At 67.0% G+C, this 26,177-nt stretch carries 22 protein-coding genes and 1 pseudogene; 10 read left to right on the forward strand and 13 right to left on the reverse strand.

Annotated elements, in window-relative coordinates; all coding sequences use genetic code 11:
• Nucleotides 1–8: 8 nt before the first annotated feature.
• The 3 genes from J0J01_RS00675 to J0J01_RS00685 are packed head-to-tail and all read right to left on the reverse strand — an operon-like array spanning nucleotide 9 to nucleotide 4,011.
• Nucleotides 9–1,580, reverse strand: a complete 1,572-nt coding sequence (locus J0J01_RS00675) for an ABC transporter substrate-binding protein (RefSeq protein ID WP_296378178.1) — start codon at nucleotides 1,578–1,580, stop codon at nucleotides 9–11.
• Nucleotides 1,581–1,638: 58 nt separating this feature from the next.
• Nucleotides 1,639–3,111 carry a M81 family metallopeptidase gene (locus J0J01_RS00680; protein WP_296378179.1) on the reverse strand — a complete coding sequence of 491 codons (1,473 nt, stop codon included), beginning with the start codon at nucleotides 3,109–3,111 and terminating at the stop codon, nucleotides 1,639–1,641.
• Nucleotides 3,112–3,120: 9 nt separating this feature from the next.
• Nucleotides 3,121–4,011 (reverse strand): polysaccharide deacetylase family protein, encoded by an 891-nt coding sequence (locus tag J0J01_RS00685; protein ID WP_296378180.1) that lies wholly within the window; start codon nucleotides 4,009–4,011, stop codon nucleotides 3,121–3,123.
• Nucleotides 4,012–4,073: 62 nt separating this feature from the next.
• On the opposite strand from J0J01_RS00685, the gene J0J01_RS00690 reads away from it, so the two are divergent.
• From J0J01_RS00690 to J0J01_RS00705, 4 genes are all read left to right on the forward strand, one after another.
• Nucleotides 4,074–5,360, forward strand: a complete 1,287-nt coding sequence (locus J0J01_RS00690) for a hypothetical protein (protein ID WP_296378181.1) — start codon at nucleotides 4,074–4,076, stop codon at nucleotides 5,358–5,360.
• A 108-nt stretch (nucleotides 5,361–5,468) separates the two neighbouring features.
• The gene (locus J0J01_RS00695; protein WP_296378182.1) at nucleotides 5,469–7,232 is read left to right on the forward strand and encodes an iron ABC transporter permease; all 1,764 of its coding nucleotides are present in this window, start codon (nucleotides 5,469–5,471) and stop codon (nucleotides 7,230–7,232) included.
• Between the two features lie 16 nt (nucleotides 7,233–7,248).
• Complete coding sequence (locus J0J01_RS00700) at nucleotides 7,249–8,274, forward strand: extracellular solute-binding protein (RefSeq protein ID WP_296378183.1); 1,026 nt, start codon at nucleotides 7,249–7,251, stop codon at nucleotides 8,272–8,274.
• Nucleotides 8,271–9,377, forward strand: a complete 1,107-nt coding sequence (locus tag J0J01_RS00705; RefSeq protein ID WP_296378184.1) for an ABC transporter ATP-binding protein — start codon at nucleotides 8,271–8,273, stop codon at nucleotides 9,375–9,377. Before J0J01_RS00700 ends, J0J01_RS00705 begins: the two co-directional genes overlap by 4 nt.
• Here the strand turns inward: J0J01_RS00705 and aqpZ are convergent.
• The 8 genes from aqpZ to J0J01_RS00745 all read right to left on the reverse strand — a co-directional run bounded on the left by aqpZ (nucleotide 9,374) and on the right by J0J01_RS00745 (nucleotide 16,931).
• On the reverse strand, nucleotides 9,374–10,099 hold the full coding sequence (aqpZ, locus tag J0J01_RS00710) for an aquaporin Z (protein ID WP_296378185.1): 726 nt from the start codon (nucleotides 10,097–10,099) through the stop codon (nucleotides 9,374–9,376). The two genes, J0J01_RS00705 and aqpZ, sit on opposite strands and share 4 nt — an antisense overlap.
• Before the next feature lie 88 nt (nucleotides 10,100–10,187).
• Nucleotides 10,188–11,351, reverse strand: a complete 1,164-nt coding sequence (locus J0J01_RS00715; protein WP_296378186.1) for an aminotransferase class V-fold PLP-dependent enzyme — start codon at nucleotides 11,349–11,351, stop codon at nucleotides 10,188–10,190.
• Between the two features lie 176 nt (nucleotides 11,352–11,527).
• Nucleotides 11,528–12,589 carry a ring-opening amidohydrolase gene (locus J0J01_RS00720; RefSeq protein ID WP_296378187.1) on the reverse strand — a complete coding sequence of 354 codons (1,062 nt, stop codon included), beginning with the start codon at nucleotides 12,587–12,589 and terminating at the stop codon, nucleotides 11,528–11,530.
• Nucleotides 12,589–13,425 carry an ABC transporter permease gene (locus J0J01_RS00725; protein ID WP_296378188.1) on the reverse strand — a complete coding sequence of 279 codons (837 nt, stop codon included), beginning with the start codon at nucleotides 13,423–13,425 and terminating at the stop codon, nucleotides 12,589–12,591. Before J0J01_RS00725 ends, J0J01_RS00720 begins: the two co-directional genes overlap by 1 nt.
• Before the next feature lies 1 nt (nucleotide 13,426).
• Nucleotides 13,427–14,281, reverse strand: a complete 855-nt coding sequence (locus J0J01_RS00730) for an ABC transporter permease (RefSeq protein ID WP_296378189.1) — start codon at nucleotides 14,279–14,281, stop codon at nucleotides 13,427–13,429.
• 55 nt (nucleotides 14,282–14,336) lie between these two features.
• Nucleotides 14,337–15,632, reverse strand: coding sequence for a PotD/PotF family extracellular solute-binding protein (locus J0J01_RS00735; protein WP_296378191.1), 1,296 nt, complete (start codon nucleotides 15,630–15,632; stop codon nucleotides 14,337–14,339).
• Between the two features lie 23 nt (nucleotides 15,633–15,655).
• Nucleotides 15,656–16,672, reverse strand: coding sequence for an ABC transporter ATP-binding protein (locus J0J01_RS00740; RefSeq protein WP_296378193.1), 1,017 nt, complete (start codon nucleotides 16,670–16,672; stop codon nucleotides 15,656–15,658).
• A 67-nt stretch (nucleotides 16,673–16,739) separates the two neighbouring features.
• Nucleotides 16,740–16,931, reverse strand: a complete 192-nt coding sequence (locus J0J01_RS00745; RefSeq protein WP_296378195.1) for a hypothetical protein — start codon at nucleotides 16,929–16,931, stop codon at nucleotides 16,740–16,742.
• Between the two features lie 87 nt (nucleotides 16,932–17,018).
• On the opposite strand from J0J01_RS00745, the gene J0J01_RS00750 reads away from it, so the two are divergent.
• A complete protein-coding gene (locus J0J01_RS00750) occupies nucleotides 17,019–19,097 on the forward strand; it encodes a hydantoinase/oxoprolinase family protein (protein ID WP_296378198.1) in 2,079 nt (692 codons plus the stop codon).
• Nucleotides 19,094–20,878: a hydantoinase B/oxoprolinase family protein gene (locus J0J01_RS00755; RefSeq protein ID WP_296378200.1), complete on the forward strand. Its 1,785-nt coding sequence runs from the start codon at nucleotides 19,094–19,096 to the stop codon at nucleotides 20,876–20,878. Before J0J01_RS00750 ends, J0J01_RS00755 begins: the two co-directional genes overlap by 4 nt.
• A gap of 4 nt (nucleotides 20,879–20,882) precedes the next feature.
• On the opposite strand, the gene J0J01_RS00760 is transcribed toward J0J01_RS00755, so the two are convergent.
• Nucleotides 20,883–21,269: an ester cyclase gene (locus J0J01_RS00760; protein WP_296378202.1), complete on the reverse strand. Its 387-nt coding sequence runs from the start codon at nucleotides 21,267–21,269 to the stop codon at nucleotides 20,883–20,885.
• A 180-nt stretch (nucleotides 21,270–21,449) separates the two neighbouring features.
• Between J0J01_RS00760 and J0J01_RS00765 the strand changes: the two are divergent.
• Together J0J01_RS00765 and J0J01_RS00770 are read left to right on the forward strand one after the other, a co-directional pair.
• Nucleotides 21,450–22,364: pseudogene (locus J0J01_RS00765) on the forward strand (PLP-dependent transferase); the annotation flags it as partial.
• Nucleotides 22,361–23,278 (forward strand): Gfo/Idh/MocA family oxidoreductase, encoded by a 918-nt coding sequence (locus J0J01_RS00770; protein WP_296378204.1) that lies wholly within the window; start codon nucleotides 22,361–22,363, stop codon nucleotides 23,276–23,278. The pseudogene J0J01_RS00765 and the gene J0J01_RS00770, both read left to right, overlap by 4 nt.
• A 41-nt stretch (nucleotides 23,279–23,319) precedes the next feature.
• Here the strand turns inward: J0J01_RS00770 and J0J01_RS00775 are convergent, their stop codons facing one another.
• Nucleotides 23,320–23,523 carry a hypothetical protein gene (locus J0J01_RS00775; protein WP_296378206.1) on the reverse strand — a complete coding sequence of 68 codons (204 nt, stop codon included), beginning with the start codon at nucleotides 23,521–23,523 and terminating at the stop codon, nucleotides 23,320–23,322.
• Between the two features lie 134 nt (nucleotides 23,524–23,657).
• On the opposite strand from J0J01_RS00775, the gene J0J01_RS00780 reads away from it, so the two are divergent.
• Both J0J01_RS00780 and J0J01_RS00785 read left to right on the forward strand, forming a co-directional pair.
• The gene (locus J0J01_RS00780; protein ID WP_296378208.1) at nucleotides 23,658–24,944 is read left to right on the forward strand and encodes an LLM class flavin-dependent oxidoreductase; all 1,287 of its coding nucleotides are present in this window, start codon (nucleotides 23,658–23,660) and stop codon (nucleotides 24,942–24,944) included.
• Between the two features lie 119 nt (nucleotides 24,945–25,063).
• A complete protein-coding gene (locus J0J01_RS00785; protein ID WP_296378210.1) occupies nucleotides 25,064–26,176 on the forward strand; it encodes an ABC transporter substrate-binding protein in 1,113 nt (370 codons plus the stop codon).
• Nucleotide 26,177 lies beyond the last annotated feature (1 nt).

The following is a 26,177-nucleotide window of genomic DNA, read 5'->3' on the forward strand; positions in this document are numbered from 1 at the left end:
TCCGGCCCTCATTTCTTCGTAATCCCCCACAGCACCGCCAGGCCGGTGTTGGGCACGATGCCCGAGATGCGGTCGGCGCGGTAGGCGAGCGGCGCGTCCCACTGGCCGAACGGCAGGAAGACCACGTCGTCCATCGCCCGCGCCTGCAGCGCATTGGCGACCGTCTTGCGCTCGGCCTCGTCCTTGGCCATGCCGAAGGCGTTGCGCAGCTTCTCGACCTCGGGATCGCACGGCCAGCCGAACAGGCCCTTGTCGCAGGCCGCCCCGATCCAGGTGTGCAGCACCGGATTGGACGAGCCGACGCCGCCCGACGTGGTGACGAAGATGTTCCAGCCGCCCTGCACCGGCGGATCCTTCTTGGCGCGGCGGGTGACGACGCTGCCCCAGTCCATCGACTGGACGTCGACATTGATGCCGGCCTCGCGCATCGCCTGGATCAGCACCTGGGTGGCCGGCGTGATGGTGTTGTGGTCGGTCGCGGCCAGCACGGTGATCGGCTCGCCCTTGTAGCCGGCCTCCTTGAGGAGCTGCAGCGCCTTCTTCGGGCTGTACTCCTTCATCCACTGCGCGCCGCCGTCGTTCTCGTAAGGGCCGCCGCAGGTCAGCAGGCCGGGACACACCTTGTAGTACCGCGGGTCGCCGACGATGGTGCGCAGGAAGTCCTCCTGGTTGATCAGGTAGTACATCGCCTGCCGCGCCTTGGGGTTGTCGAACGGCGGCTGCAGGTGATTGAGCCGGATCATGCCCTGCGTGCTGTCGATCTTGCCGGTCTTCAAGAGCTTCACGCCCTTCGCCTTCTCGAGCAGCGGCAGGAAGTCGGTGTTGGGGTTCTCCCAGAAGTCGATCTCGCCGTTGATCAGCGCCGACATCGCCGTCTGCGGATCGGGCATCCAGATCAGCTCGATGCGGTCGACGCCCGGCACCTTGCCGCCGGCGAAGGACGACGGCGGCTCGCTGCGCGGCAGGTAGTCCTTGTTCTTGAGATAGACCGCCTTGCTGCCCGGCACCCACTGGTCCTTGGCGAAGATGAACGGACCCGAGCCGACCGATTCCTTGACCTGCTGCTGCGGGTCGGTCATCGCGTCCTTCTCGCGCATGATCGCCGCGATCGAGCTGCCGCTCTTGCCGAGCGACTCCAGCACCATGCCGTAGGGCTCCTTGAGCGTCATGGTGAAGCTCTTGTCGTCGACCGCCTTCATCTCGGTGACGTAGCCCATCAGCCGCTGGCCGACGCCGTCCTTGGCGCCCCAGCGCTTGAGCGAGGCGATCACGTCCCTGGTGGTGACCGGCGAGCCGTCATGGAACTTCAGCCCATCGCGCAGGGTGAAGGTGTAGTTGAGCCGGTCCGGGCTGATCTCGTACTTGCCGACCATCTGGGGCTGCGGCTTCTGATCGGCGTCGTTGCCGAACAGCGTGTCGTAGACCAGCGCGCCATGGATGTTGGCGATGGTCTGGGTCGTCCAGACCGGATCGATCACGCGCACGTCGGCATGCATCACCGCGCGCAGCACCTTCTCCTGCGCCGACGCCGCCAGCGGCAGCAGCAGCGCGGCCAGGACGGCCAGGACTCGAACCATCATGCTTTCCCCACCAACAAGAGCCATGCACACCCTATGCGATGGGCACGGCTTGTACACACTAGAAAATCAGTCCGCGCGGCTTTGCGTCGGCATCGAGCGGCCAGATCGGGCGCTCGACCTTTGTATAGGGAATCCTGGCCGGGTCGCGCTTCAGCGGACCGCTGGAATCGACGTAGATCACCTTCTTGGCGATCGGGCCGTAGGCCGCCATGAAGTGGTTAGTCGACTTCACCACCACGATCTTCTTCTCGGTCGGTTCGATGCCGACGTTGCGGAACAGCTCGAGCCCGGTCGCCTGCGTCCGGTTGGCGATCAGCACGACATCGACGCCGCCGACCCGCACCGCGGCGCAGTCCCCGACCGGCACCTGGGTCGGCCCGAAGCGCTGCCAGGCGTTGCGCTTCAGCCCGATCACCTCGACCTCGGCGTCGACCGGCTGGCCCGAGGTGACGGCGATCTTGCCGCCGAAGCGCAGATGGATCTTCGCGCCCAAGCCGGCATCGAAGCAGATGCGCACGGCGATCGGGTCCCAGATCGGGCCGATGCAGGCATCCTCGATCCGGGTCTCGATCAGATGCTTCAGGATGTCGGTGTTGTCCGACGGCGCGCCGCCGCCGGCATTGTCGGCCGGATCGGCGATCACCACCGGCAGGTCGTTGAAGGCGACACCCTCGCCGACCCCGGCCTTGACGTTGAAATAGGTCGGCGTCGTCTTGCCGCGCAGCGAGACCAGCTCGTCGCCCAGCTTTGTCGCCAGCGCATCGGCCTTCTTCTTGTCGCCGTCGGCGATCACCAGCACGCGCGTGCCGATCTCGGCGACGTCGCCATAGGGGAAGCAGTGGGCGATCGAGACGGACAGGATGCCGTCCTTGCCTTCCATCGCCATGATGCGGTCGACCAGGCTGCGCATCGGCTGCAGCGTGGTCGGATAGCTCTGGATCTGGCGGCAGTCGTAGACCGACATCACCGGCTTGATCTGGCCGCGCAGGGTCTTGAGCACCAGGTCGAGCACGTCCTCGGCCCGCTCGACCACGTCGGTGTGCGGGAACTCCTTGTACAGCACGATGATGTCGGCCTGGGAGACGCGCTTCATCGTCAGATGGCAGTGCGGGTCCAATTCGACGCCGATCACGCAGTTCGGCCCGACGATCGCGCGCGCCTTCAAGAGGAGGTCGCCTTCGACGTCGTCGTAGCCGTGCGCCACCATCGCGCCGTGCAGGCCGAGCAGCAGGCCGTCGACCGGCATCGCCTTCTTCAATTGGTCGAGGATCTCGTCGCGCATGAGCTCGTAGTCGGCGCGGTTGGTCGTGCCGGCCGGGCTGGCGGCGAAGCAGGAACCCTCGATCAATTCGAAGCCCTCGGCCTTGGCGCGGGCGCGGCCGACGAACAGCGGCGCGGTGCACATGCGCGGCGCGTCGGTCGGATGCTCACCCGGCCGGAAGAACACCGACTCCTTGTAGTTGTCGAGGCTGGTCGGCAGCGGCGAGAAGGTGTTGGTCTCGGTTGCCAACGTGGCGGTGAACAGACGCATGTTGCTCCTTCAGGGAACGGTGCCGGCCGGCAGGCCGATGCAATGACGGGCGATCGCGCCGGGCGTGGTCAGCCATATCGCGTCGCGCTGCTCGGCGATATGGCGCAGCGCGCGCTTGAGATGGCGCAGACGGTGCGGCTGGCCGACGACGTAGGCGTGCAGCGCCACGCCCATCACCAGCGGCCGCGCCGCCGAGAGCTCCTTCATCTCCTCGAACTGGTCGACGATCATGTCGGCGAAGTCCGAGGCGTTCTCCTTGCGGCCGACGATGGCGGGGATGTCGTTCAGCTCCTGCGGATAGGGCACCGCGAGGACGCGGCGATTGCCTCGACACCTGAACCAGACCGGCTGGTCGTCCATGCACCAGTCGAGGAGGTACTTGTAGCCGGTCTCGGCCAGCAGGTCGGGCGTGCAATGGCTGTGTGAAATCGACGGGCCCAGCCAGCCGTCCGGCGCACGGCCCTCTTCTTTCGCCAAGCGTTCCGTCGCTTCGCGGATCAGAAAGGCCTCGGCCGCCTCGTCGAGCGTACCCTGGCGCTCGGCATTGGTGCGGCCATGGCCCACGATCTCGTCGCCGCGCGCCCGGCAGGCCGCGACCAGGGAAGGCGCGTAGTCGTACATTGCGCTGTTGGCCAGCGCGGCCATCGGCAGCCCGAGCGCATCGAAGGCGTCGAGCAGGTACCAGGCGCCGATGCGATTGCCATAATCGCGCCACGCAAAGTTGAGAATGTCGGGTTGCGAGCCACCCGGCACCAGCTCGGCACCGAGCCCTTCGCCGTAGGAAAAATGCTCGAGATTGAGAGCGAAATAGACGGCCAGTCGCCGGCCAGTCGGCCAAGCGTAGTCGGCCCGGCCACGCAGGGGCACATAATCATAGCGGTTGTGCGTTCTCAGTCGCATTGCTCGGCATCCGCTCCTTGCCTCGGGTTCGGTCCACACAAAACACGAAGAAACGTTAGACCATGCTCCAACGCCTGCTGTCTGCTGCGCTCGCCAGCGTCCTTCTTCTTATCACCGGCTCCACCGCCTTCGCCTACTACTCGAAAGACTCGTACGAAGGCGACGTCACCTTCACCGGCAGGGTCGAGATCGCGGACGATACGCCCGACTTCCTGATCATACCCTCGTACGTCAGCCGACAACTCCTGTATCTCGCCGGCCCTCTGGGAGCCGCCCCCAGGAAATCCGCGGCCAAGAGCGACGGGCACATCGACATTCTTGGCAAGGATCGCGACAGCAAGACCGGCAAGCTCTATGTGCGCTACCGGTACACCGGCACGTTCGTCCTGGACAACGAGCTTCAGGACGTCGTGAAGATTCGCCTGCCTCTCCATCTGGAGGACATCTGGGAACGTTCGAGTGACGAGTGCTTCAGCTGGGGCAGCATCTATCGCATGGCCTACTTCTGGAATCCGTCGGGCAAGGGCTGCAAGCTGGTCGACGGCGTCGACTATCTCTCCACCGATGCCGCAATCGTCAGAAAGCTCGCCAACACCTCCAATACCATGCCCGCCTACGAACGGCTGACCGACAGCAACGGCGAAATCCGCATGGTGTTGGCCTTCGGAGCCGACAAGGACCACAAGGGCAAGCTCCCTCCCGACACGAGCGACGACTACAACGCCGCGAACTACCGGGACGCGCGGAAGTTCCTGCTGGGTCAAGGCTTCTCGGCCGTCACCATTCCCGTCGATGTGCGCGTGCGCGAGTGCGGGACGGCGAAGTCTCTGGCCACCTCACCGGGCTACGTGGAGGAGTTCGTCCGCAAGGATGCCGGGCGCAAGATCGTCGTGCGCCTGTTCTGGGGCGTCGCCAACATAGGCGACGAGAGCAACGCCTTCTTCTGCATGGCGAAGGAGGCTGCAGAACGCGGTTCCGTTTTCCTTTACTCCGGACATTCCCGCGTCGGCGGTCTGGACCTCGACTACATGAGCAGCCAGATCGGCTCGCCCATCAAGGCGAATCACAGCCAGTATCAGATCTACGGATTCTTCGGCTGCTCGAGCTACAGCTACTACAACCTCTCCTACTTCGCGGCGAAAGCCTCGAAAGCCGATCCGGACGGCACGAAAAATGCGGACATCATCACCAACGGCGTCACGGGTTCGTTTTATGCCATGGCGGATTTTTCCATCAAGACCGTGGCACCCATCCTCAATTGGTCCGCGCGGGGCAGCAGGATGTCCTGGCAGCAGATCATGGGGTCCTACTCGAAGAAATTCCTGACCGGGGTCAACGGGGACGAATAGACGGGCGGCCTCACCAAGACGTAGCGTCGGAAATCGCGATGGGCTACGGTGCAGTCGCAATGAATAAGCCGTGGGCCGAACCCGCGGACGCGTCTGGGAGGTGTGTGTTTGACGGCAACGAGTACGGCCGCTCTGGCTGAAGCGACGCAACCTGCCGCCGTACCGCGGCGGCTCGGCGCGCCCCTGTGGGTCGGCGCGCTGGTGATCGTGCTCGCCTTCCTGGTGCTCTATCCGCTGCTGATGCTGTTGTTCGGCGCCTTGAGCGATTCGAACCCGGTGATCGACGGCTTCGGCAAGTTCCGGCCCTCGCTCGACCATTTCCTCAAGGTGCTGGGCAACGAGAACGTCCATCTCGCCTTCTTCAACGCGATCGCCGCCTGCGGCGGCGGCACCATCCTCGCGGTCGCGATCGGCCTGGCTTTTTCCTGGATCGTCGTGCGCACCAACACGCCGTTCAAGCGCTTCATCGCCGGCGCGAGCATGATCCCGCTGTTCGTGCCGCCGCTGGTCGCGGGCGTCGCGTGGAGCATCCTCGGCTCGCCCAAGACCGGCCTGCTCAACACCGCGTTCAAGTGGATCGGCATCGACTTCCGGGTCGACTTCTACTCGATGGCGGGCCTGATCCTGGTATTCGGCATCTACTATGCGCCCTACGTCTACATGTTCACCTCGTCGGCGCTGCAGAACATGGACCCCAGCCTCGAGGAGGCCTCCGAGGTCTCCGGCGCCTCGGCCTTCACTACGCTGTTCACCGTCACCTTCCCGCTGATCGCCCCGGCGATCCTGGCCGGCAGCCTGCTGAGCTTCGTGGTGATGCTCGGCATCTACGGCGTGCCGGCGGCGCTGGGTGCGCCGGCCAACATCAACGTGCTCACCACCTACATCTTCAAGCTCACCGCCTGGAGCCCGCCGCTCTACAACACGGCGGCGGCGGTCGCGATCCTGCTGATGATCGTCACCGCGATCCTGGTGTGGGCGCAGCAGCGCGTGCTGATGGGCAAGAGCTTCGCCACCGTGGCCGGCAAGGCGTTCCGTCCGCGCAGCCTCAATCTCGGGCCATGGCGCTGGTTCACCTTCGGCCTGGCGCTCGCCTACCTGTTCGTCGTCGTCGTGCTGCCGACGCTGGCGCTGGTGATCGCAGCCTTCCGCAAGTTCCTGTTCATCAAGGACTTCGAGGCGCTGTTCGACATGCGCGCCTACGGCTGGTTCCATTTCGCGCAGGTGTTCGACAACCCGCTGACCATGCTGTCGATCTACAACACGCTGAAGGTCGGCGTGATCACCGCCCTGATCGGCGGCGCGCTGGCCTTCGCCATCGGCTATACGGTGAACCGCACGCAGGTGCCCGGCCGCAAGGCGATCGACCTCCTGTCGACCATCCCGGTCGCGATCCCCGGCCTGGTCGTCGGCGTCGCCTATCTGTGGGCGTGGATCGGTCTGCCCGGCGGCCTCTACGGCACGATCTGGATCCTGGCGCTGGCCTTCGTGGCGCGCTTCATCCCCGACACGGTGAAGGCGCTGTCGACCTCGTTCATGCAGATCCACAAGGAGCTCGAGGAGGCCTCATGGATCTGCGGCCGCGGGCTCCTGAGCACCATCACGTCGGTCGTGCTGCCGCTGGCGAGGCCCGGCGTCGTCGCCTCGATGACGTTGCTGTTCGTGCTGGCAATCCGCGAGCTCGGCTCGTCGCTGTTCCTCTACACCAGCGACACCACGGTGATGGCCGTGCTGCTGCTCGATTATTACGAGGGCGGGAACATCGGGAAGACCGCCGCCTTCAGCCTGGTCCAGACGGCGATCCTCGCCGTGCTGCTGGGCCTCACCAACTGGCTCGCGCGCGGCGCCGCCCAGGGCAGCGCTCGCGTCGGCTGATTCACCGGAGGAAACCATGAAGCGTAGAAGTGTACTGGCCGGCCTCGCCGGCGCCGCCGCGAGCTGGACCCTGCCAGCCGCCGCCCAGGACGAGTTCGGCTCGAAGGACCTGGTCGCCGCCGCCGAGAAGGAAGGCTCGCTGACCTACTACACGGCCAACTTCGCCGAGGTCGAGCAGGAGGTCATCAAGGCCTTCAACAAGCGCTTCCCCAAGGTCAAGGTCGCGATGGTGCGTGCGCCGGGCGGCCAGATCATCCAGCGCATCAAGACCGAGGCGGCGGCCGGCAAGCTCGCCGCCGACGTCGTCAACCATTCCGACCGCGGCCTGATGAAGGAGCTGGAGGACCTGTTCCAGGACTACACGCCGCCGAACGCCGCGGACTATCGCCCCGATGCCCTGGTCTCGCCCAAGTTCTGGCCCGGCGTCACGCTCGGCTGGTGCCTCGCCTACAACACCGAGCTGGTGAAGAACCCGCCCAAGACCTGGGCCGACCTCACCAAGGAGGAATACAAGGGCAAGAAGATCGGCCAGGTGGTCGGCCCGTCCGGCGGCACGACCTGGACCCGCATCATGTTCGAGCGCCAGGTGCTGGGCGAGGACTACTGGAAGAAGCAGGCGGCCCTGCAGATCGCGCTCTATCCGTCCGGCGCGCCGCTCTCCGACGCGCTGGTGCGCGGCGAAGTCTCGATCGCGCCGCTGCTCTACAACATCATCTACACCAAGATCGTCGAGGGGGCGCCGGCCGAGGCGATCTTCGCGCCCGAGGGCGTGCCGATCATCCCCTACGCCGACGGCATTACCAAGACGTCGAAGAGCCCGAACGCGGCCAGGCTGTTCATGAACTGGCGGCTCAGCAAGGAGGGCCAGACCTTCGCCATCAAGTCGCTGGGCAACATCACCTCGCTCAAGGAACCGCCGCTGTTCCCGAAGGGCTGGGACCCCAAGCTGATCAAGGTGTGGGTGCCAAAATTCGACGAGTTCGAGAAGCTGCGCGACGGCTGGCTCGAGGAGTGGAACAAGACCTACGGGTACCGCCAGTGACCGCAGCGCTCGCCATCGAGCGGCTGGAGAAGCGTTTCGCGCCGGGCACGCGTCCGGCAGTCGACGGCGTGAGCTTCGACGTGCCGGCCGGCGAGATCGTGGTCCTGCTCGGGCCCTCCGGCTGCGGCAAGACCACGACCTTGCGCTGCGTTGCAGGCCTTGAGCATCCGACCGGCGGCCGCATCTCGATCGGCGATCGCGTGGTGTCGGAGCCCGGGCGCGGGCTGCTGGTCTCCCCGCGCGAGCGCGACATCGGCATGGTGTTCCAGTCCTACGCGGTCTGGCCGCACATGACGGTGCGCCAGAACGTGGCCTATCCGCTGAAGCACCGGCGCAACAGCGGCGGCGGCGACATCAACGCCAAGGTCAAGGACACGCTCGAGCTGGTTGGTCTCGGCGAGTATGCCGAGCGGCCGGTGGTGTCGCTGTCGGGCGGCCAGATGCAGCGCGTCGCGCTGGCCCGCAGCCTGGTCTATCGGCCGCAACTGCTGCTGCTCGACGAGCCGCTCTCCAACCTCGACGCCAAGCTGCGCATCCGCCTGCGCGACGAGCTGCGGCGCATCCTGAAGCAGACCGGCATGACCGGCCTGTACGTGACGCACGACCAGGCCGAGGCCGTGGTGCTGGGCGACCGCATCGGCGTGATGAAGGACGGCAAGCTGCTGCAGATGGCGCCGCCGGGCGAGATCTACAATCGGCCGGCCGATTCCTTCGTCGCCAACTTCACCGGCGCCTCGAACGTGCTGACCGGCAAGGTGCTGGCGCGCTCGGGCGAGCGGGCGACCATCGATCTCGGGGTTGCCGGCAAGATCGAGGCGTGGACGCCGCAGCCGCTCAATGCCGGCGACAAGGCGCGCGTGGCCTTGCGCGCCGAGAACGTCCGGCTGGGCGAGCGCGGCCCCGCCAACGTCTTCTCTGGCAAGGTGATCGAGCGGCGCTACCAGGGCATGCAGACGGTCTACGACGTCGAGATGGGCGGCCAGCGGCTCGAGGCGCTCGAGCTCGGCACCGCGGCGCGGCACGAGCAGAACGGCGAGGTCGCCATCACCCTGCCGCCCGATACCTGCTGGGCCTATCGCGACGAGGGCGTCGCCATCGATTAGGCTCGCTTGACGTCGCCCGAGACCTCGACAACCGGCTCCTCGCCGCCGATCACGCGGTAGACCACGCCGGCGAAGGTGGCGCCGATCAGTGGCGCCAGCCAGAACAGCCAGAGCTGCTCCAACGCCCAGCCGCCGGCGAAGATCGCCGGCCCGGTGCTGCGCGCCGGGTTCACCGAGGTGTTGGTCACCGGGATGCTGATCAGGTGGATCAGGGTGAGGCAAAGGCCGATCGCGATCGGCGCGAAGCCCTTGGGCGCGCTGCCGTGGGTCGAGCCCAGGATCACGAACAGGAAGCCGAAGGTCATGGCGACCTCGCAGACGAAGCCCGCCGCCAGCGCATAGCCGCCGGGCGAGTGCTCGCCGAAGCCGTTGCTGGCGAAGCCGGCATGGACGTCGAAGCCCGCCTTGCCGCTGGCGATGGCGTAGAGGACCGCCGCGCCCGCGATCGCCCCCAGCACCTGGGCCACGATGTAGGGCACCAGCTCGGCTGCCTTGAAGCGGCCGCCGGCCCACAAGCCGACCGACACGGCCGGGTTGAGATGGCATCCGGAGACATGGCCGATGGCGTAGGCCATGGTCAGGACCGTCAGGCCGAACGCCAGCGAGACGCCAACGAAGCCGATGCCGAGTTGGGGAAAGGCCGCGGCCAGCACTGCGGAGCCGCATCCGCCGAGAACCAACCACGCCGTCCCGATGAATTCGGCAGCAAGCTTGCGCACCATTGCACCGTCCTCCCGTAGGGTTCGCGAGCATTGTTCACCCTCTGCCTCAGCGGGAGCACCCTGCAGCGATGCATAGCTCGATGCCCGCCTAGGGTAGAGCCGCGCGCAGAGCCTCCACCAAGGGCGCGTCATGCTCGGGCAACAGCACCTGTGGATCGAGCGTGAGGATGCCGCGCGCGGCGTGGCGCTCCGACAGATGGACCGGCGGGTCGCCGCGCTGCAGGCGGACGCTCGCCGCCAGCGCATCGGGCACGGCAATCTCCAGCACCGGCACGCGGCCGGTCTTCTCGGCCGGCACCAGCGTGACCGCGTGCCCATCGAGCGCCGAGGCGATCGCCCGCAGGCGCGCCTCGAGCGCAGCGTTGGTCGCCGCATCGTCGGCCGTCACGAAGCGGTCGAGCGCGGTCAGCAGGCCGACGATCTCCTCCTTGCCCGCCTTGAAGCCGCGGCCGATGCCGTGGTGGGGCACGCCGCGCAGGTTGGCGCGGTCGATCAGCTTCGGCGGCGTCCAGGTGTCGGGCGATACGTCCATGTCGAGCTGCTGCAGCAGCGCGGACGCGATCAGGTCGCGCCGGCCGGCGAGGATGCCGGAGGCCTGCGGCCCGCCCAGCGCCTTGCCACCCGAGAACGCCACCAGATCGGCGCCCATGGCGATGAAGCGGCGCAGATTCTCCTTGGGCGGCAACTGCGCCGCGGCATCGACGATCAGCGGCACGCCGTGCGCGCCGCAGACGGCGACGGCGGTCGGCAGGTCGACGATGCTCGTGGCATTGACCGAGAAGCCCATGGCGACGACCGACGGCGACAGCGCCGCCTCGATCTCCCAGGCCTCCAGACCGCGCACGCCTGCGCCCGTGCCGCGGTCGTTGTGGCCGATATCGACCAGCCGCGCGCCCGACGCGGCCAGCGCATGGGCGTAGCCGGTGCGATGCGTGCGCGGCAGCAGGATGTCGGCCGCGACATGCGGCAGCGCCGCCATCCTGGCGACGTCCCAGCGCGCGATCGCCGCCGCGGCCGCGAGCGTCAGCGCCGCCGCCGCGCCGGTCGTCACCAGGCCGGCCTCGGCGCCCGTCGCCTCGGCGATGCGCGCGCTGCCGGCATCCTGCAACTCGCCGATATCGACCGAGCCACGCGAGGCTGCCGCCATCGCCTCGACGACTTCCGGCGCCATCACCGCCCCGCCCAGCCGCGTCAGCGCACCGGCTGCATTGATGCGCCGGCGCACGCCGAGCTTCTCATAAGGATCGTTCATCGAGGCCGAGCTTAGCCTACTCGCTTCTGCGGTTCTTCCCTGCGCGAAGCGCGGGGAGGTGTCGCCGTCATACGGCGACGGAGGGGTCATGAGCCGCAGTATATTGCTCATGACCCCTCCGCCCGCGATTACGCGAGCACCTCCCCTTCGCGGAGTCCGCGAAGGGGAGGAAAGCCTTACACCTTCGCGATGATCGCCACGGGCCCACCACCAGCGGGTCCTTGGTGCTCGGCGCCGCCGGAGACGTAGAGCAGCGTGTCGCCGATCACGCCGGCCAGCACGCCGCCGACCAGGGCGCGGGCGTGGCGCGTCGAATGGATGTCGCTGTCGTCGAGCATGGTGTGGCGGCGGCCGCGGATCTCGCCCGAGGGCGCGGCCTCGGCCTTGGCCAGCACGGCGACGGTCTCGCCGCCCAGCGCCTCGAGCACGCGGCGCGCGGCAGCGGCATCGATAGCGTCCTTCATGACGTCGTGGCCGATCACCAGGTCGCCCGCCCAGCCGCTGGCATTGCCCAGCACCACGATCTCGTTGCGCAGCAGCTCGACACCGGCCGAGGTGCTGGCGACACTGGAATAGAGCGACCAGTCCTTGCAAATGGCGGACTCCGGCGCGCTCTTGATCTCGCCCAGCGCCAGCGCGACGCCGAGCGCCGAGGCGCCGCGCGACACGGCCATCGAGTAATAGGCGTCGTCGGTCGCGGTCTTCGCGCCGCACCTGGCGGCCTCCTCGATGCGCTCCTTGGTGAGCAGCGGGCATTTGATTTGGACGAAGTGCACGTCGGAGGCCGACATGATGCCGGCATCCGTCATTGCGGCGCGGACCGATTCGGCGGTTGCCTCGATCTGGGCGGCGCGGCCGATCTCCTCGGGCTTGAACTCGCGGGTCAGGCCGACACCGATCGCCAGGCGCGGGGCTGAGGCAGCGGCCGGTGCCGCCTCGCGGCAGAAGACCAGAAGATGCGGCGACAGCCCGCCTTCGGTACCGCCGGACATCACGATGGCGACCCGCTTCTCGACGTCAGCCAATGGGACGCGGCAGCGCTCGGCCAGCAGCAGCTTCAGGGCGAGCGTCGCGTAACCGCGGGTAAAATCGTTGACGCAGCCGTTGCCCTCGGTCTTGCCGACGATCGCGACGATGGTTGTGGGATCGACGTCGCCGCGATCGATCGCTGCCGCCAGCGATGCCGTATCCTGCGGGCCGGCGGTCGGCAGCCGCAGCACCCGGGCGCGGCGGGCCATCAGGCGGCCTTGCCGGCGTCGCTGCCGTGGCGCTCGCGGCGGCGGCGCACGATGATCGTCGAGACCAGCGCCAGGGCGATCACCAGGAAGCTCAGGCCCGTGGTCACCGTGCCCAGCGCGTAGAGCACCGGCGTGGTGACGTTAGTGGTCATGCCGTAGATCTCGAGCGGCAGGGTGTTGAAGGTGCCGGCCGTGTAGAGGCTGCGGGCGAACTCGTCGTAGGAGAGCGTGAAGCCGAACAGGCCGACGCCGATCAGGCTGGGCAGCAGGATCGGCACGATGACGTGCTTCACGGTCTGCCAGGAGGTGGCGCCGAGATCGCGCGCGGCCTCCTCGTAGCGGCGGTCGAAGCGGTTGAACACGGCGAACATGATCAGCAGGCCGAACGGCAAGGTCCAGGTGAGGTGCGCGCCGAACGCCGAGCTGTACCAGGCGGTATCGACGCCCATCACCCGGAACAGCAGGCCGATGCCGAGGCTGATCAGGATCGACGGCACGATCAGGCTGGCGATCGCGAGATAGAAGATCGCCGCCGAGCCGCGGAAGCGTTTGCGGAAGGCGAGCCCTGCCGAGAAGGAGACCAGCACGGTGACCACCATCGTCACCAGGCCGAGCACGATCGAGCGCTGAAAGGAGCCGGAGAAGTCGCCGACCATCTGCTTCTCGAACAGGTTGCCGAACCAGTGCAGCGACACGCCGCGCATCGGGAAGGTCAGGCCGCCCGACGGCCCCTGGAACGACAGGATGGTGATGGTGATCGTCGGCCCGTAGAGGAACAGCACGAACAGGGCGAAGAAGCCCGTCAGCAGCCAGAAGGCGGGACCGCGGCGGTGCACGTCAGAGCTCCTTGCGGATGTCGACCAGCCGCATCATCACGCCGACCGTCAGCAGCACCAGCAGCAGCAGCACGACGGCATTGGCGGCCGCGGCGGGATACTGCAGCAGCGACATGGCGTTCATCATCATCAAGCCGACCGACGCGGTCTGGCCGCCGCTCATCAGCCGCACGGTGACGAAGTCGCCCATCACGATGGTGACGACGAAGATCGAGCCGATGGCGATGCCGGGCTTGCACAGCGGCAGGATGACGTTCCACAGCGTCTGCCAACCCGAGGCGCCGGCGTCGCGCGCCGCCTCGAGCAGGCTGCGCTCGATGCGCATCATCGAGTTGAAGATGGGCACGACCATGAACAGCGTGTAGAGGTGGACGTAGGCCAGCACGACCGAGAAGTCGGAGAACAGCAGGAACTCGAGCGGCTCATGGATCAGGCCCATCTTCAGGAGCGCCGTGTTCATCAGGCCGTTGCGGCCGAGGAACGGGATCCACGAGATCATGCGGATGATGTTGGAGGTCCAGAACGGGATGGTGCAGACCAGGAACAGCACGGTCTGCCAGGTCGCCGACCGGACGTAGAACGCGAGGTAGTAGGCGATCGTGAATCCGATCGCCAGGGTCAGCGCCCAGGTGATCACCGTGAACTCGAGCGTCTGCAGATAGGTCTGCCAGGTGACCGGCGAGAGCAGCAGCTCCTCGTAGTTCTGCAGCAGGAAGGCCGGGATGATCTGCGTCGTCGAGTAGTCGAAGAAGCTCACCACGACGATGGTGGCGATCGGCACGACCAGGAACAGCAGGAACACCAGCGACAGCGGCGCGACCTGCAGATAGGTGACCCAGGCGTCGACTCGTCTCATTCGATAAAGCGAGGGCGCCCTGACGGCGCCCTCGTCTCTTCCACCGATGGAAGGATCACGCGGCAATGAACTGATTCCATTTCTGGACCATGTAGCGGTCCTCGTCCATCACCGCGTTCCAGCAGGAGACGGCGCCCATGCGGTCGTAGAACGAGCCGCCGTCGCGCACCGTGCCCGCCTTCTCCATCAGCTTGCCCTGCGGGCTCATGATGTCCTTCTGGGCGGGCTTGCCCTCCATCCAGAAGCCCCATTCGTCAGCGCTCATGTTGGCCTTGGCCGTGTCGAGCACCGCCGAGTAGTAGCCCTGGCGGTTGAGGAAGGCGCCGACCCAGCCCGACATGTACCAGTTGATGTAGTCGTAGGCCGCATCGAGCTGGCTGCCGCTGAGGTGCTTGGCGAGCGCCAGACCGCCGCCCCAGGCGCGATAGCCTTCCTTGAGCGGCTGGTAGACGCACGGAATGCCCTTGGAGCGCACCGCCGCGACGGCGGGCGACCACATCGACTGGATCACCACCTCGCCCGAGGCCATCAGGTTGACCGACTCGTCGAAGGTCTTCCAGAAGGCGCGGAACTGGCCTTCCTTCTTGGTCTTGATCAGGAACTCGATCGTCTTGTCGATCTCGGCCTTGGTCATGTTGCCCTTGTCGGCATACTTCATGATGCCGGCCGATTCGCAGATCATCGCCGCGTCCATGATGCCGATCGAGGGCACGTTCAGGATCGAGGTCTTGCCCTTGAACTTCGGATCCAGGATGTCCTTCCACTGGGTGATCGGCCGGCCGACCAGGTCGGGGCGGATGCCGAGCGTGTCGGCGTTGTAGATCGTCGGGATCATGGTGAACCACTGGGTCGGCGCCTTGGCGAAGGTCGTCGACTCCTTGCCCTCGACGAAGCCGACGGTCGACGGCGCGGTGCCCTGGGCGATCACGCTGTCGGGCTTCAGCTTGCCGGTGGTGAAGATCGGCACGATCTTGTCGAAGTACTTGATCTTCTTGGTGTCCATCGCCTGCAGGGTCTTGGCCGGGAAGACCTTCTTGACCATCCAGTACTCGATGTCGCCGATGTCGAAGGAGTTGGGCTGCGTCACCACGCGCTGCACGACGGCGTCGGAATCGAGCGCCGTCATCTGCAGGGTGAAGCCGAGGTCAGCCTTGGCCTTCTCGGCGATCTCATTGAAGGCCGAGACGCCGGTGCCGCACTGGCGCAGCACGATGTTCTTGTTGTTCTGCGCCCAGATCATCGGAGCGCCAATCACGCCCGAGCCGACGGCGGCGCCCACGAAGCCCGCCGCCCCCTTCAGGACCTTGCGGCGTCCCCATTCGCGTCCTTGGCCATTTGTCTTGCGAGCCATCTCCACCTCTCCTTTTTTGACAGTTATCGTCCGAGGACGTGCACGTCCTTGGGCGTCCACGACAGAACCACCGGCTGGCCGGGCGCGACCGGATTGGCGTCGAAGCGCGCTTCCGGGACGACGGCCGACAAGGTCTCCAGCCCCGCGACATCGATGCCGACCTGCACCGTCGAGCCGAGATACTCGACCGAGCGCGTGATGCCGGAGAGCGAGGTCGCGTCGACCGGCGCGGTGCCCGACTGCAGGATCAGCCGGTCGGCGCGGATGGCGACGTACTCGCCCTCGCCTTTCGCACGGGCGACGGCGGCGGGCAGCACGTTGTGCCCGCCGACGAACTTGGCGACGAAGGCCGAGGCTGGCTTGTTGAAGACCTCGCGCGGCGGCGCGCTCTGCTCGATCTTGCCCTGGTTCATCACCACCACCAGGTCGGCCAGCGCCATCGCCTCGTCCTGGCTGTGCGTGACGTGGATGAAGGAGATGCCGAGCCGGATCTGCAGCGCCTTCAGCTCCTCGCGCATCTTGATGCGCAGGAACGGATCGAGCGCCGACAGGGGCTCGTCGAGCAGCAGCACCTGCGGATCGGTGATCAAGGCGCGGGCAAGCGCGACCCGCTGCTGCTGGCCGCCCGAGAGCTGCGCCGGCAGGCGCTGCGCATAGGGCTCCATCTGCACGCGCTTCAGGAGCTCCATCGCGCGGGCGCGGCGGCTGTCCTTGTCGACGCCGCGCATCTTGAGGCTGAAGGCGACATTGTCGATGCAGTCGAGATGGGGGAACAGCGCGTAGCTCTGGAACATCATCGCCGTGCCGCGCGCCGCCGGCGGCAAGTGGGTGATGTTGTCGGGCCCCAGGATGACGTCGCCTTCGCTCGCCTCCTCGTGGCCGGCGATCATGCGGAGCGTCGTGGTCTTGCCGCAGCCCGAGGGCCCGAGCAGGCAGCAATAGGAGCCCGCGGGAATTTTCAGATTGATGGCGTCGACCGCGACGGTGGCACCGTAGCGCTTGGTGAGGGCGACCAGTTCGATGTCGGGCTTTTTCGCCATGGGCCCGGGAGAAGCAAGTGCCATGCCAGCACTGTAAAATAGGCCCCCGGCCTCCGATCAGCGCAAATCAGTCTGAATTTTGATCGATATAGTCCTCGTAGACGGTCGCCAGGAAGGCACCCAGGACCAGCCCCATGGTCACGCCCAGCCAGCCGCTGTTGTGCGGGAAAAGCGTGTGCTCGAAGTACCAGACGCCGGCCACGCAGAGCGCGATCAGCACCAGCTTCAGCCACCAGAATCGGTTCGGGTCCTTGGTCATCCCGCCCCCGCTGTCACTCCTATATAGACGCCCGACTTGGCCTGTGTCTTGCTGTTCCAGGCCTAACAGAGGATCGGGAGGGGAGCGATGCGGCTGATCGGCGTCGATGTGGGCGGGACTTTCACCGACCTGGTCTATGCCGACACCGAGGCCGGACGAACCGGCGTCCACAAGATCTCGACCACCCCGGACGACCCCTCGCGCGGCGTGGTCGCGGGCCTGGCCGCCCTGTGCGACAAGTACGCCATCCCGCGCGACACCATCGATGTTGTGTTCCACGGCACCACCATCGCCACCAATGCCATCCTGGAGCATGACGGCGCGGTGACCGGCATGATCACCACCGGCGGCTATCGCGACATCCTGCATATCGGCCGCCACCAGCGACCGCAGCACTACTCGATCATGCAGGACATCCCCTGGCAGGACCGTCCTTTGGTGAAACGCCGCCATCGCAAGACGGTCAGGGAGCGGCTGGTGCCGCCCCGGGGCGAGGTGCTCGAGCCGCTCGACGAGGCGGGCGTCCGCCAGGCCGTGCGCGAGCTGAAGGAGGCCGGCGTCCAGGCGATCGCCATCTGCTTCCTGTTCTCCTACCTCGACCCGGCGCACGAGGCGCGGGCGATGGCGATCGTGCGCGAGGAGTACCCGGAGTGCTTCGCCACGACCTCCTCGTCGGTGTCGCCGCAATTCCGCGAGTTCGAGCGCTTCACCACCACGGCGATGAACGCCTTCGTCGGCCCCAAGGTGCGCACCTACGTCAGCAAGCTCGAGACCGACATCGAGGCGAGCGGCTTCAAGGCCGACCTGCGAATCATGGCGTCGAACGGCGGCGTCGCGACACCGGCGATGGTGGCCGAGCGGCCCGTCCTCACCCTGCTGTCCGGCCCGGCAGCCGGCGTGATCGGCGGCGACTGGGCGGGCGGGCTCTCCGGCAAGCGCAACCTGATCACTTTCGACGTCGGCGGCACCTCGGCCGATATCGGCATCGTGGCGCAAGGCGGCTTCGGCGAGGCGACGGCGCGCGACACCTGGATCGCCGGCTTCCCGGTGATGGTGCCGATGATCGACGTGCACACGATCGGCGCCGGCGGCGGCTCGATCGCCCACCTCGACCAGGCCGGCGCCTTCAAGGTCGGGCCGCGCTCGGCCGGCGCGGTACCGGGACCGGCCGCCTACGGCCGCGGCGGCGCCAAGCCCACCGTGACCGACGCCAACGTCGTGCTTGGGCGGCTCGACAGCCAGAACTTCCTGGGCGGCGGGATGTCTCTTGATGAAGTTGCAGCCCGCCGCGTGATCGGCGAGCTCGCGAAAGAGCTCAAGATGAGCGAGCGCGAGGCGGCCGAGGGCGTGATCACCGTGATCAACGCCAACATGGCCAACGCCATCCGCTCGCGCACCGTCCAGAAGGGCATCGACCCGCGCCACTACGCCCTGGTCGCCTTCGGCGGTGCGGGCCCGCTGCATGGCGCCGAGGTCGCCGAGATGCTGGGCGTACCCGAGGTGATCGTGCCGCCGCATCCCGGCATCACCTCGGCGGTCGGCCTGCTGATCAGCGACCTGCGCTACGACGCCATCCGCACCTCGTTTCAGGTCTCGGGCGCCGCCGACATCGCGCGCCTCAATGCCGACTTCGCCGCGATGGCGAAGGAGCTGGCCGACCGCTTCACCGCCGACGGCATCGACCTCGCGAAGGTCACGTTCGAGCGGCGCGGCGACCTGCGCTATGTCGGCCAGGGCTACGAGCTGCGCGTCCCCTTCCCCGACGGCACGATCGACGAGGCCGCGCTGGCCAAGGCCTTCGCCGCCTTCCACGAGGTGCACAGGCGCGAGTACGGGCATCACTTCGCCGACTCAGGCATCGAGATCGTGAACCTGCGCCTCGTGGGGGCGGCCAGCGCGGCCACGATTGCAAAGCCGACCGTGTCGGCCGGCAAGTCGCTCGACGAGGCGCGGGTGCGCAGCGGCCACTGCACCTTCCGGGTCGACGGCCAGCTCGGCGACTATCCGACTGACTTCTACCGCCGCGACCTGCTGCCGGTCGGACAGAAGATCGCCGGCCCCGCCATCGTGCTGCAGATGGACACCACCACCGTCGTGCCGCCGCGACACAGCTTCGAAGCCGACCGAGCCGGCAACCTCATCCTCGCCAAGGAAGCCCAGCAATGAGCCCCGCCGCCCAGCCTGCGCCGAAGCCCGACCGCATCGATCCGATCACGACGAGCGTGATCCAGGGCGCGCTCGAGAACATCGCGATCGAGATGGGCTACAAGCTGATGCGCATGAGCTATTCCTCGATCATCCGCGAGTCGGAGGATTTCGGGGCGGCTCTGGTCGATGCCGAGGGCCGTGGCCTCGCCGAATCGGCGCAATCGACGCCGCTGCAGTCGGGCCCGATCCCGGGCTACGTGCGCGGCGTTCTGCGCATCCTGAAGGAGCGCGGCGATCAGTTCCGGCCGGGCGACGTGGTGATGCACAACGACGCCTACTCCGGCGCCAGCCACGGGCCGGACGTCGCCTTCATCGTGCCGGTGTTCGTCCGCAACCGGCTGATCGGCTTCGCGGCAACCACCGCGCATCATCTCGATATCGGTGCGCTATCGCCGGGCTCGTGCGGCATCGTCGAGGCGATCGACGCCTACGCCGAGGGCCTGCAGTTCAAGGCGATCAAGGTCTACGACCGAGGCGTCAAGAACGACGCCGTCTGGCAGATCGTGCGCGACAACATCCGCGCGTCGGACCTCGTGGTCGGCGATATGGACGCCCAGGTCGCCGCCGCGCGCATCGGCGCCGAGCGCATGGTCGAGCTGGTCGAGCGCTACGGCACCGAGACCTTCGATCTCGCTTGCGAGGCACTGATGGATCACGCCGAGCGGCTGATGCGCCAGGCGATCGCCAAGCTGCCCGACGGCGTCTATCGCGCCGAGACGGCGATCGACGGCTATCTGGACAGCGACGATCCGGCCAAGAAGGAGCTGCCGATCGTCGTCACCATCACCAAGACGGACGACGGCCTCACCGTCGACCTTACCGGCACCGCGCCGCAGGTCCCCGACCGGCCGATCAACATGCCGCTCGAAGGTACCGCCGACATCGCGATCTGGCTGACGATCCGCTCGGTGCTGCTGGACACCGAGGTGCACGGCCACATCCCGGTGAATGCCGGCCTGATCCGGCCGATCACCATCGTTGCGCCCAAAGGGTGCCTCGCCAATCCGACTTTCCCGGCACCGACCATTGCCCGCTTCTGCCCGGGCAATCAGCTCGCCGACACGGTGATGAAGGCCCTGTCGGCGGCAATGCCGGGCAACGTGTCGGCCGGCATCGGCAACCTCAAGGTCATCGCCTTCTCGGGCCTCAAGAACGAGACGCACTGGGTGCATATGGAGATCTTCGAGGGCTCCTACGGCGGCCGACTGGGCAAGGACGGGATGGACGCCGTCGACACGCTCTACGCCAACACCCGCAACAATCCGATCGAGGACATCGAAACCCATCTGCCGCTGCGCGTGCTGCGCTACGAGCTGCGCGAGGACGTCGCCGGCGCCGGCAAGTGGCGCGGCGGCCTGGGCTCGGTGCGCGAGTTCACGTTCCTCTCCGACGGCGGCGCCTCGGTCGAGGGCGAAGGCCATCGCTACCGGCCGTGGGGTTTCCTCGGCGGCAAGGAAGGCATGCCGGCCAAGCTCGACCTGGTGCAGGGCGACACCAGCAAGCCGCTGCCCTCCAAGGTGCCGCACATGAACATCGCTCGCGACGGCCGCTTCATCTGCTACGGCCCGGCCGGCGGCGGCTACGGCAGCCCGTTGGAGCGCGACCCGCAGAAAGTGGCCGACGACGTGCTCGACGGCGTGATATCGGTCGAGACGGCGCTCCAGGATTACGGCGTCGTCATCTCGGCCGCGGGTATCGTCGACAAAGAGGAGACGGCCAGGATGCGGGCTGCGCGTTGAGAACTCAGGAAACGATTTGCTTCTCGATCTCCCCGAGGTCGAACTCGTTCCAAGCTTCGCAAATCTGGTTGTCTTTCACTCGAATCTTTGCGGTGCCGTAGAAGCTCACTGGCTTTCCGCTCTCCTTATGCGTACCAACGACCTTGCACCGCGACGTCGTCGTCCCATCCGGGTTGTCGGTGGCGCTTTCCACGGTTATCGAAAGTGCGGAGAAAAGCTGCTGTAGATCCCGATGGAATTGCCTGAAGGCCGGGCGGGCAGGCACCGAATTTCCAGCCACGTCCGTCAAGCCGTGAATGAGGCAGTCACTCGCCAGCATCTGGTCGATTGCGACCTCGTTGTTCTTGGTCCAGACCTCGTCGAACCAACGACGCATCAATGTGTTCGACATCCTTCCCCCTGGAAACTGCAAAGATCGAATTGTCTTCAACCTTTCCGAGAAAGTCACGAGCAATTGCGCCGGCGGTCGTTAATCTCCGTTTGCCGCTGCAGGCAACAGAAAAAGTCGTTTCGTCGGTTACGCCGAGCAAACGCTTCGGTTGTAACGCGCGTTACGCCCGGCATAGTCGGCGGCATCGAATGCCGCTTCGTCGACCCGGCCAATCCGGAGAACTTCCGCCGCGCCACCGATGCGAAGACCCGCTGCTATTACGCCGAGACGCTGCCCAATCCCAAGCTGACGGTGTTCCCGATCGGCGAGGTCGCCAAGATCGGCCGCGCGCTCGGCGTGCCGCTGATCATGGACAACACCGCGGCTCCGGTCCTCTGCAGGCCACTCGACCATGGCGCGGCGATCGTCATGCACTCGACCACCAAGTACATCGGCGGTCACGGCACCTCGATCGGCGGCATCCTGGTCGACGGCGGCAACTTCGACTGGGAGAAGCACAAGGACCGCTTCCCGATGCTTAACACGCCCGATCCGAGCTACCACGGCGCGGTGTGGACGCAGGCGGTGAAGCCGCTGGGCCCGATCGCCTACATCCTCAAGGCGCGCGTCACCCTGTTGCGCGACGTCGGCGCGCCGATGAGCCCGTTCAACGCCTTCATGTTCCTGCAGGGACTGGAGACGCTGCCGCTGCGCATGCGGGTGCATTGCGACAATGCCAACGCCGTCGCCAAGCACCTCGGCAAGAATCCGAAGATCACCAAGGTGATCCATCCCAGCGCGATGAGCGGCGAGGCGAAGAAGCGCGCCGAAAAGTACCTGTCGCGCGGTCTGGGGGCCCTGCTCGGCTTCGAGCTCAAGGGCGGCGTCGAGGCCGGCCGCAAGTTCATCGACTCACTCAAGATGTTCTATCATGTCGCCAACATCGGAGACGCGCGGAGCCTCGCCATCCATCCCGCCTCGACCACCCACTCCCAGCTCACGCCCGAGGAGCAGGCGCAGACCGGCGTGACGCCGGGCTACGTTCGGCTGTCGATTGGGCTCGAGCACATCGACGACATCCTGGCCGACCTCGACCAGGCCCTGGCGGCGGTTTGACCCGGATCGCGATCCTCGGCGCCGGCGCGATGGGCAGGACCCACGCGGCAGCGTACGCGACCCTGCCGGACGTCGAATTGGTCGACGTCCCCGCGCGCGATGCGGCGCGCGTGCAGGCGGCGATCGAGGGCCGCGACATCGACGCCATCGACATCTGCCTGCCAAGCCCGGTCCACGCCCGCTTCGCGATCCCGGCGCTGCAGCACGGCAAGCACGTGTTCTGCGAGACACCGATGGCGCTCGCGCTCGACGAGGCGCTGGCCATGCGCGACGCCGCACGCCGGGCCGGGCGCCTGCTGCAGGTCGGCCTGCTCTGCCGGTCGATCGCGACCTATCGGCATATCAAGGAGATCGCCGAGGCCGGCACGCACGGCCGGCTGCTCAGCCTCGCGACCTGGCGGCTGGGCTCCTACCTCCGTCCCGGAGCGCCCGACCACAAGCCGCACTACGGCGACCCGACCACCGAGCTGATGACCTTCGACTTCGATTTCGCCAACTGGGCGATGGGCGCGCCGGCGCGGCTGTCGGCGGCGGGCCAGGGCGACATGACCGCCCTGCTCGACTACGACGACGGCCGTCATGCCACGATCGCGGCAAGCGGCCTGATGCCGCCGGGCGCGCCGTTCACGGTCGGCTTCCGCGCCTTGTTCGGGGATGCCTGCTTCGAGCTGCAGCAGGTCTTCCGGGACGGCCCGCCCGAGATCACCTTCACGGTCGCCGAAGGCAACTCCGCGCCCAGGCCGGTGGCGCTGCAGGGCGCCAATCCCTTCGAGATCGAGCTGCGTCGCTTCGTCGACTGCATCGCGGGCAAGGCCGACGCTGCCCTGCTCGATGCCGAGCGCGCCATCGAGGCATTGCATCTTTCACTGGCGGCACAACAGGCCCTTGCCCGAGGCACGTCGGTCGCGCTCTGAGGCGCACATGGACTACGCACTCAAGGATCGGACTTGCCTGGTTACCGGCGCAAGCTCGGGGATCGGCGCCGCCGCTCGATGAACTCGTCGTCCGAGCGGCTGTCGACCTCGAGCACGCCGAGGGGCCGGCCTTCGCCCTGAAGGATGACGTTCATGGCGCAATGGACACCGTGCTGGCACAGGATCTCGGGCGTGCGGAACCGCTCCTCGAGCGAAGGCCTTCGGCGGCCATGCAGGGCGCGCACGCTGACGGCCGGTTTGTCGGAGGAACCAGGTTCGACGAGCGGTGTAGCCCCCCTGGATTGTTCCGTGAAGACGCGATAGCTGGTCGCTGCCAGCCCGACAAGGGATAAGAGCAACGTTCGCCAATGGGGAAGCGATGCATCGTGAAATGCGGCTCGGCGTGTTCGTGCAGGCGCCCGGCCATCATGTCGGCGGCTGGCGCCATCCCGACGCCGTCACCACCGGCTGGCCCAATCTCGGGCTGATGCAGCACATCGCCGCGACCGCCGAGCGCGCGAAGTTCGACATGTTCTTCCTCGGCGACGGCTTCGCCACCGGCTACGGCGAGCATCCCTCGACCATCGGCAAGTTCGAGCCGTTGACCCTGCTCGCGGCGCTGGCGATGACGACCTCGAAGCTCGGCCTCGCCGCCACCGGCTCGACGACCTATGCCGAGCCCTATCACATGGCCCGCGCCTTCGCCTCGCTCGACCATATCTCGGGCGGCCGCGCCGCCTGGAACGTGGTGACCACGGCTTACGCCAAGTCGAGCGCGGTGTTCGGCCGCCAGCATCCGCCGCATGCCGAGCGCTACGCCATGGCCGAGGAGTTCGTCGCGGCCTGCCGTCTGCTGTGGGACAGCTGGGACGACGACGCCTTCATCGGCGACAAGCAGGCCGGCCGGTTCGTGAAGCCGGGCAGCCTTCACATTCCGAACTTCAAAGGCAAGTACTTCGTCGTCGAAGGCGCGCTCAACGTGCCCCGCGCGCCGCAGGGTCATCCGGTGCTGATCCAGGCCGGCTCCTCGGGGCCGGGCCAGGCGCTGGCGGCACGCATCGCCGACGTGGTGTTCACCGCCCAGAACGACCTCGACGAGGCGCTCGCCTTCACCAAGGCGCTGAAGGCGCAGGTCGCGGGCTTCGGCCGCAAAGCGGACGAGGTGCTGGTGATGCCGGGCGTCATGCCGGTGGTTGGCCGCACCGAGACCGAAGCGCAGGCGATCTTCGCCGAGCTCAACCGCAACATCGACACCGCGCAGGCCTTCACCGTGCTGTCGGAGCGCCTGGGCATGGACATGTCGTCCTATCCGATGGACGGCCCGGTGCCGACGCCGCCCGCGACCGAGCACCTCAAGAGCCGCGCGGCGCTCCTGATGGAGATGGCGCGGCGCGACAAGCTCACCTTGCGCGAGCTCTACTACCGCGTCGCCGCGGCACGCGGCCATCTGCTGCTGGTAGGCACGCCGGTGCAGATCGCCGACGTGATCGAGCGCTGGTTCCGGGCCGGCGCGGCCGACGGCTTCAACGTCATGCCGCCCTTCTTCCCCGGCCAGTTCGATGCGTTCGCCGATCAGGTCGTGCCGATCCTCCAGGAGCGCGGCGTGTTTCGCGGCGACTACGCCGGCCAGACCTTGCGCGACCATCTGGGCCTCAAGCGCCGTTGACAGCGCCACGGCGGGCGGCACAATCGCGCCCACTGAATAAACGACCATTAACGAGAGGAAACACCATGTCTTCCAGGCTGTTGGGACGCCGCACGCTGACTGTCGGGGCTGCTGCCGGGATGGCCTCCCTCGTGATGCCGGCCTTGGCTCAGGGCGAGCCGATCAAGGTCGGCGTGATCGTGCCGCTGTCGGGGCCGGCCGGCCCCAACGGCCAGGGCGTGTTCCATGCGGTGCAGGTCGCGGCCGAGATGGTCAATGCCAAGGGCGGCGTGAACGGCCGCAAGATCGCAGTGATCTCCAAGGACGACGAGAGCACACCGGCGGTCGGCGTGACCCGCGCCAACGAGATGGTCGGCGAGAAGGTGGCGCTGGTGATCGAGGGCTGGAACAGCCCGGTGACGCTCGCCATGCAGCCGATCCTCGCCCGCGCCGACATCATGGACATCACCGCGGTGTCGAAGGCCGACCCGATCGTCGCCGGCACGGTCAATCCCTACGCCGTGCGCATCAACAGCTCGAACGGACAGGACGGCTCGGTGATCGCCGACATCCTGGCCAACCATCTCGGTGCCAAGCGCGTCGGCTTCCTCACCCAGAACGACGCCTACGGCAACGGAGCGCAGGCCGTCATCGAGGCCGAGTTGAAGAAGATCGGCAAGCCGTTCGAGGTCGTCGTCACCGAGAAGTTCCCGTTCAAGCAGACCGACTTCCGCGTCAGCCTCGCCAACGTCAAGCAGGCCAAGCCGGACGCCGTGGTCGCCATCAACGCCGCGGAATCCTCGGGCATGCCGGCGCTGATCCAGCAGTACCGCCAGGCCGGCATCGACGGCATCTTCGTCGGCGCGGTCGGCACCATCCTGCCGACGGCGTTCAAGATCGCGGCCGAGGCGATGACCGGCGTGGTCTCGGCCGACGTCTATTTCCCCGACCTGCTGCCGTTCGACGGCATCAAGGAGAATCTCGACTTCGTCGCCGCCTTCAAGAAGGCCCATAACCAGGCGCCGGACAAAGGCGATGCGCTGGGCGCGCAGGCGCTGTTCGTCTGGGCGGCGGCGGCCAACGCCACCAAGAGTCTCGAACGCAAGACCGTCGCCGAGGCGCTCCGCGGCAAGACGATCAAGGGCACGATTTTCGGCGACATGAGCTTCGAAGCCAACGGCCAGGCCAAGCACAAGCACACGCTGTTCAAGGTCACCGACGGCAAGACCTCGAAGCTCGAAGTCCTGAAGTAGC

Origin of the sequence: Reyranella sp., assembly GCF_017305915.1 — a bacterium.
Lineage (GTDB): Bacteria > Pseudomonadota > Alphaproteobacteria > Reyranellales > Reyranellaceae > Reyranella.

What these genes read in the sequence shown, in the direction of transcription:
- J0J01_RS00675 (WP_296378178.1), bottom strand. Translation starts at nt 1,580, where the DNA reads ATGATGGTTCGAGTCCTGGCCGTCCTGGCCGCGCTGCTGCTGCCGCTG.
- J0J01_RS00680 (WP_296378179.1), bottom strand. Translation starts at nt 3,111, where the DNA reads ATGCGTCTGTTCACCGCCACGTTGGCAACCGAGACCAACACCTTCTCG.
- J0J01_RS00685 (WP_296378180.1), bottom strand. Translation starts at nt 4,011, where the DNA reads ATGCGACTGAGAACGCACAACCGCTATGATTATGTGCCCCTGCGTGGC.
- J0J01_RS00690 (WP_296378181.1), top strand. Translation starts at nt 4,074, where the DNA reads ATGCTCCAACGCCTGCTGTCTGCTGCGCTCGCCAGCGTCCTTCTTCTT.
- J0J01_RS00700 (WP_296378183.1), top strand. Translation starts at nt 7,249, where the DNA reads ATGAAGCGTAGAAGTGTACTGGCCGGCCTCGCCGGCGCCGCCGCGAGC.
- aqpZ (WP_296378185.1), bottom strand. Translation starts at nt 10,099, where the DNA reads ATGGTGCGCAAGCTTGCTGCCGAATTCATCGGGACGGCGTGGTTGGTT.
- J0J01_RS00715 (WP_296378186.1), bottom strand. Translation starts at nt 11,351, where the DNA reads ATGAACGATCCTTATGAGAAGCTCGGCGTGCGCCGGCGCATCAATGCA.
- J0J01_RS00720 (WP_296378187.1), bottom strand. Translation starts at nt 12,589, where the DNA reads ATGGCCCGCCGCGCCCGGGTGCTGCGGCTGCCGACCGCCGGCCCGCAG.
- J0J01_RS00730 (WP_296378189.1), bottom strand. Translation starts at nt 14,281, where the DNA reads ATGAGACGAGTCGACGCCTGGGTCACCTATCTGCAGGTCGCGCCGCTG.
- J0J01_RS00735 (WP_296378191.1), bottom strand. Translation starts at nt 15,632, where the DNA reads ATGGCTCGCAAGACAAATGGCCAAGGACGCGAATGGGGACGCCGCAAG.
- J0J01_RS00740 (WP_296378193.1), bottom strand. Translation starts at nt 16,672, where the DNA reads ATGGCGAAAAAGCCCGACATCGAACTGGTCGCCCTCACCAAGCGCTAC.
- J0J01_RS00745 (WP_296378195.1), bottom strand. Translation starts at nt 16,931, where the DNA reads ATGACCAAGGACCCGAACCGATTCTGGTGGCTGAAGCTGGTGCTGATC.
- J0J01_RS00750 (WP_296378198.1), top strand. Translation starts at nt 17,019, where the DNA reads ATGCGGCTGATCGGCGTCGATGTGGGCGGGACTTTCACCGACCTGGTC.
- J0J01_RS00755 (WP_296378200.1), top strand. Translation starts at nt 19,094, where the DNA reads ATGAGCCCCGCCGCCCAGCCTGCGCCGAAGCCCGACCGCATCGATCCG.
- J0J01_RS00760 (WP_296378202.1), bottom strand. Translation starts at nt 21,269, where the DNA reads ATGTCGAACACATTGATGCGTCGTTGGTTCGACGAGGTCTGGACCAAG.
- J0J01_RS00780 (WP_296378208.1), top strand. Translation starts at nt 23,658, where the DNA reads ATGCATCGTGAAATGCGGCTCGGCGTGTTCGTGCAGGCGCCCGGCCAT.
- J0J01_RS00785 (WP_296378210.1), top strand. Translation starts at nt 25,064, where the DNA reads ATGGCCTCCCTCGTGATGCCGGCCTTGGCTCAGGGCGAGCCGATCAAG.